Annotated in this window: 16 protein-coding genes and 1 pseudogene; 9 read left to right on the top strand and 8 right to left on the bottom strand. The window is 68.3% G+C overall.

Translation table 11 applies throughout. From position 1 onward, the window contains the following. Nucleotides 1–46 precede the first annotated feature (46 nt). Genes IEZ09_RS20340 through IEZ09_RS20330 form a run of 3 tightly spaced genes read right to left on the bottom strand, consistent with a single transcriptional unit; the run spans nt 47 to nt 792 of the window. Nucleotides 47–220 (bottom strand): hypothetical protein, encoded by a 174-nt coding sequence (locus IEZ09_RS20340; RefSeq protein ID WP_189255296.1) that lies wholly within the window; start codon nt 218–220, stop codon nt 47–49. Between the two features lie 15 nt (nt 221–235). Next, nucleotides 236–418 carry a hypothetical protein gene (locus IEZ09_RS20335; RefSeq protein WP_189255295.1) on the bottom strand — a complete coding sequence of 61 codons (183 nt, stop codon included), beginning with the start codon at nt 416–418 and terminating at the stop codon, nt 236–238. Beyond that, nucleotides 412–792: a hypothetical protein gene (locus tag IEZ09_RS20330; RefSeq protein ID WP_189255294.1), complete on the bottom strand. Its 381-nt coding sequence runs from the start codon at nt 790–792 to the stop codon at nt 412–414. The genes IEZ09_RS20335 and IEZ09_RS20330 overlap by 7 nt, the downstream gene beginning before the upstream one ends. 180 nt (nt 793–972) lie before the next feature. On the opposite strand from IEZ09_RS20330, the gene IEZ09_RS20325 reads away from it, so the two are divergent. The 8 genes and pseudogenes from IEZ09_RS20325 to IEZ09_RS20295 all read left to right on the top strand — a co-directional run bounded on the left by IEZ09_RS20325 (nt 973) and on the right by IEZ09_RS20295 (nt 7,658). Continuing rightward, nucleotides 973–2,952: an AMP-binding protein gene (locus IEZ09_RS20325; RefSeq protein WP_189255293.1), complete on the top strand. Its 1,980-nt coding sequence runs from the start codon at nt 973–975 to the stop codon at nt 2,950–2,952. Then, complete coding sequence (locus tag IEZ09_RS20320) at nt 2,952–3,980, top strand: isocitrate/isopropylmalate dehydrogenase family protein (protein ID WP_189255292.1); 1,029 nt, start codon at nt 2,952–2,954, stop codon at nt 3,978–3,980. Before IEZ09_RS20325 ends, IEZ09_RS20320 begins: the two co-directional genes overlap by 1 nt. Before the next feature lie 29 nt (nt 3,981–4,009). After that, on the top strand, nt 4,010–5,347 hold the full coding sequence (locus tag IEZ09_RS20315; protein WP_189255291.1) for an FAD-dependent oxidoreductase: 1,338 nt from the start codon (nt 4,010–4,012) through the stop codon (nt 5,345–5,347). Next, on the top strand, nt 5,347–5,682 hold the full coding sequence (locus IEZ09_RS20310) for an antibiotic biosynthesis monooxygenase family protein (protein ID WP_189255290.1): 336 nt from the start codon (nt 5,347–5,349) through the stop codon (nt 5,680–5,682). Before IEZ09_RS20315 ends, IEZ09_RS20310 begins: the two co-directional genes overlap by 1 nt. 158 nt (nt 5,683–5,840) lie before the next feature. Continuing rightward, a pseudogene (locus IEZ09_RS47920) lies at nt 5,841–6,401 on the top strand (condensation domain-containing protein); the annotation flags it as partial. Between the two features lie 435 nt (nt 6,402–6,836). Continuing rightward, nucleotides 6,837–7,214 (top strand): thioesterase domain-containing protein, encoded by a 378-nt coding sequence (locus tag IEZ09_RS46605; protein WP_229812759.1) that lies wholly within the window; start codon nt 6,837–6,839, stop codon nt 7,212–7,214. Between the two features lies 1 nt (nt 7,215). Continuing rightward, complete coding sequence (locus tag IEZ09_RS20300; RefSeq protein ID WP_189255288.1) at nt 7,216–7,458, top strand: hypothetical protein; 243 nt, start codon at nt 7,216–7,218, stop codon at nt 7,456–7,458. Beyond that, nucleotides 7,449–7,658 carry an MbtH family protein gene (locus IEZ09_RS20295; protein ID WP_189255287.1) on the top strand — a complete coding sequence of 70 codons (210 nt, stop codon included), beginning with the start codon at nt 7,449–7,451 and terminating at the stop codon, nt 7,656–7,658. Before IEZ09_RS20300 ends, IEZ09_RS20295 begins: the two co-directional genes overlap by 10 nt. A 751-nt stretch (nt 7,659–8,409) precedes the next feature. On the opposite strand, the gene IEZ09_RS20290 is transcribed toward IEZ09_RS20295, so the two are convergent. Next, a complete protein-coding gene (locus IEZ09_RS20290) occupies nt 8,410–9,390 on the bottom strand; it encodes a nitrate- and nitrite sensing domain-containing protein (RefSeq protein ID WP_189255286.1) in 981 nt (326 codons plus the stop codon). 413 nt (nt 9,391–9,803) lie between these two features. Between IEZ09_RS20290 and IEZ09_RS20285 the strand changes: the two genes are divergently transcribed. Continuing rightward, nucleotides 9,804–10,244: a hypothetical protein gene (locus IEZ09_RS20285; protein WP_189255285.1), complete on the top strand. Its 441-nt coding sequence runs from the start codon at nt 9,804–9,806 to the stop codon at nt 10,242–10,244. Nucleotides 10,245–10,481: 237 nt separating this feature from the next. On the opposite strand, the gene IEZ09_RS20280 is transcribed toward IEZ09_RS20285, so the two are convergent. From IEZ09_RS20280 to IEZ09_RS20265, 4 genes are all read right to left on the bottom strand, one after another. Continuing rightward, complete coding sequence (locus IEZ09_RS20280) at nt 10,482–11,378, bottom strand: SMP-30/gluconolactonase/LRE family protein (RefSeq protein ID WP_189255284.1); 897 nt, start codon at nt 11,376–11,378, stop codon at nt 10,482–10,484. Nucleotides 11,379–11,555: 177 nt separating this feature from the next. Continuing rightward, nucleotides 11,556–11,816 (bottom strand): alkylmercury lyase, encoded by a 261-nt coding sequence (locus tag IEZ09_RS20275; protein ID WP_189255283.1) that lies wholly within the window; start codon nt 11,814–11,816, stop codon nt 11,556–11,558. Next, nucleotides 11,806–12,285: a hypothetical protein gene (locus tag IEZ09_RS20270; RefSeq protein ID WP_189255282.1), complete on the bottom strand. Its 480-nt coding sequence runs from the start codon at nt 12,283–12,285 to the stop codon at nt 11,806–11,808. Before IEZ09_RS20270 ends, IEZ09_RS20275 begins: the two co-directional genes overlap by 11 nt. Further along, complete coding sequence (locus IEZ09_RS20265) at nt 12,282–12,683, bottom strand: MerR family transcriptional regulator (RefSeq protein ID WP_189255281.1); 402 nt, start codon at nt 12,681–12,683, stop codon at nt 12,282–12,284. Before IEZ09_RS20265 ends, IEZ09_RS20270 begins: the two co-directional genes overlap by 4 nt. Nucleotides 12,684–12,934: the final 251 nt, after the last annotated feature.

Below are 12,934 nucleotides of genomic sequence, written 5' to 3'. Positions count from 1 at the left end.
TAAGCTCCTGGCCCAAGCCAGTTGATCAGTTGTGTTGCGACGACCCCTAGAACTCGCCCAGGCCCTGGTGGCCCCAGCGTCGCAGCGCCTCGACCGCGTCGCCGAGCACGTCCGGCTCGAAGGCCAGCCTGATCACCCGCAACGCTTCCGGCCGCGGCAGGAGGCGGATCGCGGCCGCCGTGACCACACCGAAGCTGGACTGCACGAACAACTGCAGCAACGAGGGACCGAGACCTTACGGGTACACCGGTGTCGGTTTCTCCTCTGGCCACCAGCCGACGTGCACGAGCTCTCCGCCGGGGAGCACGACCTCGAGGCCGAGGAGGTCGTGGACCCGCTGGTGGCGCAGGCTGGAGCCGCGGTCCAGGGCGTTGCCCAACACGCTGGTCTCCGCCGCCGACACTGTCACGTTCAGCATCCGGCCGTGCCGTCCAGCAGCTCGGACAGCATTCCTAGTGTCACACCGGGTTCGACGACCGCCCACCCGTGGCGAGGTCGATCTCCCGCACGTTCGCGAGGCGGCCCAGGTCGAGCAGGACGACGTCGTCGTGGGGGTGCGTGGTGCGAGCCGAGACCCCAGTTGCGGCCCGTGCTGATCGCGTGCAGCGGTCCGGCGCCCGGTGTCGTGACCACCTGTCGTACTTCCTCCACTGTGGCCGGTCGGACGATGCCGCGCAGCCGCCGGGGCCGGAACATGCCGGAGTTCGGTCTGCGCAGCTCGGGATCCGCACCAGACACCACGTTCTCCTGGCCGACGATCCGCGCCAGGGCGTCCGGGGTGAACTCGGTCATGGCGGTTTGGTAGCACCGCGGCCTGGGGTGCGCGGCAGGTTCTTTCACTTGTGCGTCAAGGGAACCGCAGCTCGCCGCAGTCTCTTTCCCGAATATTTCGGACCCCCTCGGGCGCTGCTGGACCGGTTGTAGCGTCCCGCCACGACCTCGGCGAACGCACCACGGATACGGAGGGCACTGATGGCCGAGAGTGAGAGCTCCCACGAGTACCTGGTGGTGCTCAACGACGAGGAGCAGTACTCGATCTGGCGCAGTGACAAGCCTTTGCCCGTCGGGTCGCACGTGGAGGGAACCCGCGGAGGCAAGGACACCTGCCGCGACCACGTCGACAAGGTCTGGACCGACGTTCGGCTGCTGAGCGTGCGCAAGCAGCGCAACCAAGGAAGCGGCTTCGTGCTCGTGCACCAAAAGGTCGCCGACCGCGCACGCGAGGTCCCGGACCGGACCGCCGTGACCGACCAGTGGACGAGCATCACCTACGGCCGGCTGGTCGCCCGCACCGAGGATCTGGCCGGTGTCCTGGTCCGGCGCGGCGTGCGCCGCGGTGACGCGGTGGCGGTGCACCTGCAGCGCGGCGTGGCACTCGTGGTGACGCTGATGGCCGTGTCGAAGGCCGGTGGCACCGCGCTGATGCTGGATCTCGCCGGCCCGGAGCAGTGGTTGCTGGGATTCGTCGACAGGGCGCGGTCGGTTGCCTGGATCACGCACGACGAGAGTCCGGAGCCGAAGTTCGAAGGAGCCGTGTGCCGCCTGAAAATCGACGGACGGCTGGTCGGCGACGCCCCCGAGACCGGCGCGGTGATCAACTTCCCGGCTATCGGGCCGGAGGACGCCGCGTGCCTGGTGCAGACTTCCGGCTCGACCGGCGAACCCAAGCTGGCACTGGTGTCGCAGCGCACCTGGGCGGTCGCGTGCGAGTCGCAGCAGAGCGTGCACGGGATCGACGCCCACGAGCGTGGTGCCTGGCTGTTCCCCTCGCGCACCTGCGTTTCCGTCAGCACGGTGATCTGGCCGTTCTTCGCCGCGGGTGCTCACATCTCGGTGCCGTCCCAGGAGACCATCACCGCACCCGCCGAGCTCGCGGCCTGGATCCGCGAGGAGCGGATCACACAGTTCTTCGCGGTCGCCCCGCTCGCCGAGGCGCTGGGGCGGCTGGAGTGGCCGCCCTCGGCACTGCGGCTGATGCTCACCGGCAGCGACCGAGTGCGCGAGTGGGGCAGGCCGGACCTGCCGTTCGAGATCGCCAACTGGTACGGCGCGGTCGAGGTCAACACCATCACCTCGTCGATGCTGCCCCGCGAGAAGCGCATCACGTCGGCCACGTCCAGTGCTGCGGACCGCGCGGGCACGCCGCCCATCGGACCCGTGTGGCCGGCCGTGACCTGGTGGGTGGTCGACGTGGACGACCGGCCGGTCGCCCCCGGCGAGGTAGGGGAACTGGCCGTCGGCGGACGCCAGCTGGCCATCGGGTACCTGTCACCGGGTGCGACGGCGGAGCAGTTCCTGCCAGACCCGCACGCGGCGGTACCGGGTTCGCGTGTCTACCGCACCAGGGACCTGGTCCGCGTTCGCCCGGACGGAGCCCTGGAGCACTGCGGACGAGCCGACGAGCAGGTGAAGATCAACGGCATGCGGGACGAGATGGCCGAGGTGGAGCAGGCACTGCTGAACTGCCCCGGCATCCGCGAGGCGGCGGCCAAGGCGGTCGAGACCTCGTCGGGGCGGGCCCAGCTGGTCGGGCACGTGGTGACGGACGCGTCCGTCGCGGACACCGACCTGCGGCGGATGCTGTCCGACGCGCTGCTCCCGTACATGGTGCCGGTGGCGTTCGCGCGGATGGAACGGCTGCCCCGCAACCGAAGTGACAAGATCGACCGCCAGGCGTTGCCGCACCCCGACTCCGTGACCGCGAGCGGCGGGGACCGCTTCGTCGCCCTGGCGGCCGCGCCCCTGGCCGAGGTGCTGGACCGCGGCTCGTGCGCGCCGGATGACAACTTCTTCCTGATCGCCGGCGACTCCCTGCTGGCGGCGGTCGCGGCACGTCGGCTGAGCAAGAAGGCGAGCCGGGACGTGTCGGTCGAGGACGTGTTGCTGAACCCCACGGCCCAGGAGCTCGGTGTCCTGATGCGGACGTCGGCGACGAAGGCGCGCCAGAGCTGATGCGCACGATCTCCGTCGTGCCGGGGGACGGCATCGGCCCCGAGGTGATCGAGCCCGCGCTGGAGATGCTGGCGTTCCTCGGGCTCGATGTGAAGCTCGACGTGCTCGACCACGTGAACGCGGAAACCTGGCTGCGCACCGGGCGTGCGCTGGCCGCGGCGGACCTGGACCGGATCCGCGGCAGCGCGGCGACACTGCTCGGCGCCGTCGGCGACCCGAGGCTGAGTGACACCCCGTACGTGCGCGAGGTGCTCACCACGCTGCGCGTCGAACTGGACCTGTACGCCAACTACCGGCCGGTCCGGCTGTGGCACGACAAGCTCAGCCCGTTGCGGGACAAGGCAAAGCGCGGAATCGACTGCGTGATCGTGCGGGAGAACACCGAGGGGCTCTACAGCGGTGTCGGCGGCAACCTGTCTGCCGGGTCGTTGCAGGAGATCGCCTTCGACCTCGACGTCAGCAGTTACCGGGGCGTGTCGCGCATTCTCGACTTCGCCTTCTCCGTCGCGCGCACGTCCGTGTGCATCGTGGACAAGGCCAACGCGGTCCGCCACGGCGGCACGCTGTGGCAGCGCTGCTGGCGGGAAGCGGTCGAACGGCACCCGGACATCGACACGACCCACCTCTACGTGGACACCGCGGCGATGAAGCTGGTGACCGACCCGACGGCCTTCGACGTCATCGTCACGAACAACTCCAACGGCGACATCCTCAGCGATCTCACGGCAGGGCTCGCCGGTGGCCTGGGTGTCGCGGCGTCGGCGAACCTCAACGCCGCCACCGGGCAGGGGCTGTTCGAACCGGTGCACGGCAGCGCGCCCGACATCGCGGGAACCGGTGTCGCCAACCCGCTCGCCGCCATCCTCTCGGTCGCGCTGCTCGTCGAGCACCTCGGCCACACCCGTGAGGCCGACGCCGTGCGCGCGGCTGTGGCGGCCGCGGTCGAGCACGACCGGGTGACCCCCGACCTCGGCGGGTCGCTCAGCACCAGGCAGGCAGCTGCCGCGGTTTTGGCGGAGCTGCGGTGAGGGATGCGACGGGAATCGGAGGTGATGGCATGAAGGACGAAGACTCCGGGATCGTGATCATCGGCGGCGGCCCGGTCGGTCTCGTCGCCGCGATGTACCTGGCTCCGCGGTTCGGCTCTGTGACGGTGCTGGAGAAGAGGCCGGACCCGCGGTCGCGACTCGGCGCGGTCGGGCGGTCGATCACCGTCATGCTGTCGACCCGCGGCTGGCGCGCGTTGTCGGAGGTGGGACTCGAGGACTTCGTGCGGTCGATCTGCGTGCCCATCCACGGACGCTGTGCCCACCTGGCCGACGGCAGTTCTCACGTCACCCCGTACAGCAGGGACCGCCGACCGATCTGGTCGGTCGAACGCGCGCGCCTGCACCGGTTGCTGCTTGACGCCGCCGAGGCAACTCCCGGTGTGCGTCTGTGCTTCGACCAGCAGGTGCGCGAGGTGGACCTCGACTCGCCGGCGGTCGTCGTCGGCAGCCGGACACTGAGGTGCCGTCTCGTGCTTGGCTGTGACGGCGCGCACTCCACCACCCGCGCGGCGCTGGTGTCGCGCGGCGCACGCGAAGAGGTGCGTACGCTCGAGATGGCGTACCAGGAGATCGACGTGCCGGGTGGCTGGCTGGACCCGTCGACCATGCACTACTGGCCGACGGGCGACGGGTTCTTCGGCGCCTTCCCCTTGCCGTCCGGGGACTTCGCCGGCTCGCTGTTCATGCGTCTCGACGGACCGGCGCCCTCCTACGCCAGCGTGAGCGGCGGCTACGACCTGCTGGGCATGTTCACCTCCCGCTTCCCGGAACCCGCCGCAGCCATCGGGGATCTCGCCGGCCAGCTCGCCTCGAAGACCGTCTCCACCATCACGATCGCGAGCTGCGACCGCTGGGTCTGGGAGGGCAAGCTCGCATTGCTCGGCGACGCCTGCCACGCAATGGCGCCGTTCATGGGGCACGGCATGAACTGCGGCTTCGAGGACGTCCGGACCTTCGTCGGATGCCTCGACTCGATCGATGACACGGCGTCGGCACTCGCCGTCTACGAGAAGTCGCGCGTGGAGGAGGCGAAAGCGATCTCGGCGCTTTCCCAGCAGCACTACCACACCATGGCCAACCCTCCGCCGGACAAGGCAGCTGTCCTCGTCGAGGAAGCCCTGCGCGAACGTCTTTTCGACCTGTTCCCGGAAAGGTTCGTGCCCCTGTACGAGCAATGCGCTTTCACCGAGGAGAGCTACGCGACGTTGCTGAGGAACGACCTGTTGCTGGAAAGCCTGGTCGAGGAGCTGCTCGGCATTCACGGCCCGGAACTCGTCTCGGCACCGGCGAGCACCTTGCGTGCCCGCGTGTCCGGCGCCGCCGCTGCGATCACGAAGGAATCCTGATGTTCATCATCGTCTTCCGGTCCCGTCTATCCCCGAACGCGGGCGAGGAATACCTCGCCGCGGACAAGGCCATGTGGGAACGAGTCCGTGACATCACCTCCGACGACCCGCAGGACTTCCTTGAGTACACGAGCGACGACGGTGAGCGGCTCGCGATCATCCGCTGGCGGAACGCGGAAACCCTGGAGAAGTGGCGGCGCGACGAGGCGCACCTCGCGGCGAAGCGGATGGGCCGCGAGAAATGGTATTCCTACTACGAGATAGTCGTGGCCGAGGTGGTCCGCACCAGCACGGGTGGAACGACCGTGGACACGTCGCCGTTGCAGCTCGACTGACCAATGCCGACCACGGGTTTTCGCAGCGTCCGCCAGGTTCTTGCCCTGGGACGCGAAATGCCCAATATAGTACCGAGTTCGGGGACGACCGCGGCGCCTGAATCGCGTCCGCCAGGCCCTGGGACTTGTCGAAAGTTCGCTTTCTGCGGGAGGTCTGCATGAGTTCTATCGCTGGGTCTTCGGCGCAGGAGCCGATGTGGCTGGAACAGAATCTCGCGCCCGATGAGCCCAACAACACCACGACCATCTGGGATGTCCGGGGCGAGTCGGATCCTCTTCTGGTCAATTTCCGCCGTGAAGGCGAAGAACCACGTCTCGTCCCCAGAGGCCTGGGCGACTGGGAGCCCTTCCGCGTTGACGTGAGCAGCGCGGCCGACCCCGCGCTCGCGGTCCGCGAGTTCCTCGCCGAGGTGCTCCGCCGTCCGTTCGACCTCCGTGCCGACCTGTTGTTCCGGATCAGGTCCGTGCGGCTGGGTGACGGGCATCATCTCGTCCGCCTGATCCTGCACCACATCGTGACAGACGGGTACGGCGTCTTCGTCCTGCTCTCCCAGTGCATCGCGGAGGTCTACCGAGCCCTGCGCGCCGGTGCGCCGGTGCCGGAGAAGCCGAGGACCCCGCCGGGCACCGACGGTGAGCTGGAGGCCGAGTACCGGTCGTCAGGAGGGTTCTCGGAGGCGGAGGAGTTCTGGCGGGACTACGTCACGGGCGACGGCAGTGCGGCCCGGCTGCTTCGGGGCGTGTGTGCAGGGACCACGTCGCGAGTGGCTGGCGGCGCGGGCGACGCCGGATTCTGGGGCACCGCTGGGCGTCGAGCTACACGGCCAGGATCGAAGCGAGCGAGGTCTCGTGGTGGCAGGACGCGGGTGCACCGGTCCCAGACCTGCTCACCGCGGCTACGGCGGCCTTCCTCCAGCGCTGGTGCGACACACCGAAACCGTTGCTGTCCTTCAGCGTCAACTACCGCAGCGGCAAGATCCGGCAGGCGCTGGGCCTGTACTCCACGCTCTGCCGATGGCGGCGGACGTGCCGCCCTCCGCCGCCCTCGTCGAGCTGGCGGGGCGGGTGCGCGCGGAGCGGCTGCGGGTTCTGCAGCACGCCGAGCACAACGTGTCGCTGATCAAACGCTTCCGGACGCGCACACCGTCGTCGGCATGTTCACCAACACCGTGCCAGTGCGGGCGCGGTGCGCGCCGATCGACAGCCTCGAAGGCGTGTTCCAGGCGGTCCAGGACGCCCAGGCCAGGCATCCAGCCAGAAGGTCCCTACGTCCCTACCACGTGCTGGGCTGGTCGCTGGGCGGGCCGATGGCCCAGGCGGTGGCGGGAGAGCTGCATAGCCGGGCACACGAGGTGGGTCTCGTCGGTGTGCTCGACTCGGGTCCGTCGAGTTACTTCGCCGATTTCCGGAGTCCGGACGAAGGGCTCGTGCGCCGCTATCTCGCGCATTACATGGGGCACCTGGCGGGAATAGAGGAGTTCGAGTCGACCGTCAGAACGCCACGGCTCTTTTCGTCGAGCGCACGGAGCTGAGATGGAATTCACCTCTCCCGTGCCCCGCGGCGACCTGGTCTTCTTCTGCGCCTTGCTCGACCAGGCCACCAGGGAACGCCGGAAGGGTGAGGTGGAGCTGGACGTCATGTGGCGGAAGTTCATTGACGGAACTGTGAAGCGCATCGAAATCGAATGCGCGCACAACGAGATGATGTGGTCCGAGAACGCGGCTGAAATCGGCCGTTACGTCAACAAGTACCTGAGCGAGGAGAAATGGCCGTGAATCCGTTCGACGACGACAACGGCGAGTTCTACGTGGTGGTCAACGACGAGGACCAGCACTCGCTGTGGCCGTCGTTCGCCGACTTGCCCGCCGGGTGGCGCGCGGTGTTCGGTCCCGCCGGACGAGCGGACAGCCTCGCGTACGTGGACCGGCACTGGACCGACATGCGGCCGAAGAGCCTGCGCGAAACGGTTCGCTGAGAACCTGACTCAGTCCGCCACGGACCCCGTGGTCGCGAACCACGGGTCCGCGGCGGTTTCGGCACGTCCAGGTACGCGACGTAACCGGCGAGGCGGTTGGCGCCTTCGAGCATCGCGACGCCGCGCGTGGTCAGCCGCAAGCGCCACTCGTCCAGTGCCTTCGAGAGCGCCTGCGTGCCCCGCCGTGCGGATCTGCCGGACGACGACGATCTGTTCGAGCCCGTAAGTAACCACAGCGGCGCAACAGGTGCGCGAGTTCGGCATCCCTCACATCGGCCGCGCCGTAGGTGCGGTGACCGGTGGCAACGACTCCCCGAGGTCCAGCGCCGCCGGGCTGTGATCGACTCCTTCGTCCGCCACCTCGGCCCGCAAGCGGCCGCTGGCGCCTTGCGCGCGGACTTCTGTCCCTCGGACTTGCGGGCTTTGAGCTGTGCGGACCCACCCGAGCCCGATCCGGAGCCGACGCCCTGCACGGCGTTCTGCGCTCCCGCTCCGGCTTCGGAGACCAGGCTGGATCCGCCCCCGAGGGTCAGGCCGCCGGTGCCGCCGGCCAAGCCGAGCGCGAGTACCCCGGCCGCCACCACCGCCCCGCTCCTACCACCGCCCTTGATCGGGACGCGCCGGCCGTTAATAGTTCTGAACTCGATCAGGCCCACCCTTAACCAGATCGTGTCTGCACACGGACGCCGCATCCTGATCACCAACGCCACTTCGAGACCGACCGCGAGGACGGCCAGGATCAGAAACACGATCAACGCGCCGGTCGCGTCGTCGCGCAGTTCTGCCGCGCGTTGCCGCAGATCGTCGCCGACCGCGCGTTGCACGTCCGCATCTGGTCGACGACCGAGGTCATCTGCGCCCACCACTCGACAGGGTCGACGCGCTCGGCGATCGGGCCCTGCGCCGACGCGACCGCCCGTGTCTCGGAGTTGGCGGCTCTCAACGCGGATTCCGTCTTCAGACCGTCGTCCAGCTGGGTCCGTCTGGTCACGGTGGCGTCCTGCTGGAAAGCCGCGAGCGCGCCCTGTTTGGCCGCGCGGATCTCGGTGAAGCGGATGTACTCGCCCGCGCCGAAACGGCCGGCGGCGAAGACACCGTTGAGGAAGCCGCGTTCCTGCGCGGTGGCCTCCTTCGCCGCGCCGAGTGCGCCGAGCGCCTGCAGGCCGCGCCGGAGGTCTGGATCACGCGCTTCGTCCAGGCCGGGTTCGACGTCGTTCAGCGCGCTGATACCGGCGGTGTAGCACTCGAACGTGGCGGCTCGGTCAGCGCGGCCCGCGTCCACGTTCTGCCTGGTCGTGGCCAACGAGTTGAGCCGGTTGAGTGCGGTGCGCACGGCGGGTGCGCCTGGTGTGGTGCCGTCCGCGATGGCGTTGTTCAACGCTCCCAACGCTTTGTCGGTGGTTGTCCGCTGTGGACCGATCTCGGCGGCGTAGCGGTCCTCACCGCCGAGCATGCCGTTGGTGAGCCCGCGCTCGCGTTGTAGTTCATGTGCTGTGTCCTGCACGGTCAGCGCGAGCGAAACAGCTTTCTGCGTGTTGTGGGCAGCGGAGTAGTCGGCGAACTGACCGACGACGATCACACCGAGCAGGGCCAGCACGAGCGCCAGCGACACCAGAAGAATCTGGGTCAGCCGGTGGCGGATCGTGCGAGGCGCGACCAACCGCGCGACGAGCCGGGCACTTTTCTTCGCGGGCGCGCCGATTTCGGACGCCGACTGATGGCGTGCGTTCACAGCGTCCTCCGTTTGTGGAAATCGACAGCCGCCCGCAAAAACGATTCCCTGCCATTGACCCCGCCCAGGCAGGCGATAACGTTGCACGTGGTCAAAACACTGTCAATACGACGAACGGCGGGTTGTTCTCCCTCGTTGATGACTTGCAGTGACCGCCATCGAACCCGCTTGGCGGAGCCGCAGGTCAAGGTAATCGGGCCGGCGCGGCCGGTGACGGCGGCGGGAGTTAACACCATGTGAAGGATGTAAAACGCACGTCACCACGCGCTGTCACCCGTGCTGCCGGGTCGGTGCGACTATTCACCGAAGCACGGCCGGGGACGTGCGCAGTTGTTTACCGGCCATTTCCGCTGTTTCTGCGGATTGTCTCTTATACATGTACCTGACATCGCTGCGACCCGGCAGGTGTGAAAATGAAGACATCCGCATCCCCCCAATGGCTCCAGGACCTCGCGACGGCCCGCACGCACTACGAGGAACGGTTCGGCTGGCCCGTGAGCATCTCGATCGTCGAGCGGCAACTCGCCATGGCACTGGGCCAGGCCGTCGACGCGATCACCATGCCCGCCTCCCTCGCCATGAAGGTCCAGGCCCAGCTGCGCATTGCCATGCTCGCGGGCCCGGTCACCGCGAACCCCGACGGCACCTGCTGGACGTTCCTCACCCAGCCGGCGCCGGCAGACCTGGTCACCGACCTGCCCGACGTACGGCACGCCGGTACCCATGCGGTGATCCCGACCGACGGCATGGGCTGGCGATGGATCGACGAACCAGGACCGAGGCACGTGCTTCCGCCGGCCCAGGCCGTGGTGGCGACCGCACGCCGTGTTCTCGCCGCCCAGCAGGAGTTCTGAACCAGGGGTGCAACTCCTGATCACGGGACAGATCACCGTCCACGAGCACCAGATCGCCGTTGTATCCAGCACGGATGCGCCCCCTTGCTCCTGCCGAAGCCGCACACCTCGGCCGTCACCGCGGTGCCGGAGCCGAGTGCCGCGGTAGCCCGGCAAGATTCCGCGCAGGGCTACCGCGGTGTGAGCGGAAGGTGCCGCGTGCGGTGTCCGCGAAGCCACCGCACCGCGTCTGGGTGATCAGCTGTTGACGACCATCACCTCGTACTGGTCGGCGGTGGGCGGGAAGCCGGTGTCGAACTTGGCGTTCACGACTGCCAGCCGGTCACCGAACTTCGCCACGGTGCTGGGCGATTGGAAGATCGGGCTGGTGATGACCTTCTCCAGGGTGCCCGCTGTGGTGTTGCGGTCAAGGCGGATGCGGCTGACCTTGTTGTTGTGCACGACCCACATCGTGCGGCCGTCACGCACTATTCCATCCGCGCCGGGGACGCTGACGCCCTGGATCGTCTCGCTCGCGCCGGTGCGTGGATCGACCTTGTTGAGCTCGCCGCGAGTGGTGTGCGCCACGATCAACGACCGCGAGTCGGGTGAGGTGGTGATGCCGTTGTTGTTGATCGACCCGCTGGCGTCCCCGGCCGGGCCGGTCAACGCCAGTGTGCGGAACTGGCCGAGGCCGCCGGAACGGCTGATCGGCACGAAATAGAGCTGTGCCTGCCGGATGTCGGTGAACCAGGCGCCGTCGGCGGTCAGCGTGACGTCGTTGACCATGCCGACGTTGGCCTCGGTGAACTGGTACACCGCAACGGTTTTGCCGGTGCACAGGTCGTAGACGTATGCCTGGCCGGTGAACCCGCCTGCCACGAAGAGCAGGTCGTGTCGGAGGTCGGCGGTCATGCCGACTGCTGCCCGGCCGACCGGCGCGTCGATGAACAACTCGGCGGTGCCGCGTCTGACGTCACCGCGGTAGATGTCGCCGGCGAAGAGGTCTCCGGCGTAGAAAGTGGTTCCCCTGCCTTCGGTGATGCCCTCGGCCGACTTCGCGCCGGGCAGCACAATGATCTTCTCGGGCTGTGCCGCCACGGCGGGCGCGGCCAGCCCGAGGATCAACATCATTGCCAGAACCAACGAACGCATCAGATGGGCTCCTGTTCGTCGAAAATCCCCATCGGCCATCCAATCGCACTCACGGGCAGATTACGAGGAACAGGAGTGCCAAAAAGGGTCCAAAGTGGACAGAGATCTGTGGCGACGTGGTCCATCTGGCCGATCGTGAGCGTACTGTCGGCGCCTCGTCGCACGTCATCACCGCGCTCACTCCTCGGCTGTTCTGCGCAATGCGGACAGCAGCTTCGCAACGGTGGGCACGTCCAGCCGGCAGGCGCGCATCCGCGGTGCGCCGCAGCGGTCGTTCATGACGTCATCGCCGTCGACCAGGACGGTGGGCGACGGGAAGTCTCCGACCTGCTCGACCACGGGAACGGTGAGCTCGAGTTCGTGCAGCGCCCGGGTCAACGCGGACTTGGTCGCCGACGCGTTCGGGCAGTCAGGGGCGAGCAACAGCTCAACCCGCATCTCGTACCTCCGCGGATCGGTGTCGTGTCTCAAGGGCGTCGATCGGCCAGAACGGCATGCACCCGATCTGGTCATGGCGGTGCAACAGCCAGTTCGACAGCGCCAGCACCTCGCAGCCCGCGTAGCCACGCGCGGCGGCCAGCAGCATCGAGCTGCCGTAGAACAGCAGGGCGGCGTCGCTCAGGACGTCGATGGGCGGCGCGTACCACCAGGTCAGGTACAGCGCGAAGAACACGCTGATGTTGACCGCGTGGCCGGCGATCCCGGTGGCGCGCAGCGGTGCGGGGGTGCGGCGGGCGCGCCACCACTGCCAGCCGAGCGCCAAGGCCGGGAACACCACCAGACCCAGCAACCAGGCCAACGGATGCCAGCCACGTGTCGCGTGCCCGATCACCACGCTGCCCGCCAGCCACACGCCGATGACGATGCGGACCGCGGTGCCCCACGGGCCGATTCGACGGGTCGTCATGGCTCCTCCGGCTGACCGAGCTGGTGCAGGATCGGGCAGTCCCGCTCGGCGCGGGGACGGTCGCACGTGGCCACCAGGCTCCTCAGGCCCGCTTCCAACGCCTGCAGGTCGGCGATGCGGCGCCGCAGGTCGCCGATCTTGTCGGCGGCGAGTGCCCGTACGCGGTCGCAGCTGTCCGGGCCGCCGGCGGCCAGATGCAGCAGGGTGTCGATCTCCGTGAGCGTGAAGCCGAGCTCCTGCGCCCGCTTGATGAACCTCACGCGCGCCACCGCTTCCGGCGGGTAGGAGCGGTATCCGCCGGCCGTCCTCTCCGGTTCGGCCAGCAGACCCCGGCGCAGGTAGTACCGCAGGGTTTCCGGGTGCACCGCGGCCCGCGAGGCCAGTTCGTTCGTCCTCACCGCCCCAGCATGAACCCTGTACCCCGGTACCGGGTCAACGTTCTGAGGGTGAATCAGCAGGCGCAGCCTGTCGCGGGAGCAGGCCAGCCAGGATCGCTCGAACGGCTGACGGGTGCGCACCGCGGTGTTGATCTGGTCGAAGGTCGCGTCGGCGACCTTCCGCCCACCGCATCGAGTGCGACGTGCCGGAGCAAGTGGACGTGGAGCACGACGTGAGCGTCAACGCCTTGGTGCACAACCAACTCACGAGG

It is taken from the genome of Lentzea flava (genome assembly GCF_014648475.1).
Lineage (GTDB): Bacteria > Actinomycetota > Actinomycetes > Mycobacteriales > Pseudonocardiaceae > Lentzea > Lentzea flava.
The sequence above is the reverse complement of the archived record's forward strand: the minus strand, read 5'-3'. Positions and strand labels throughout refer to the sequence as shown.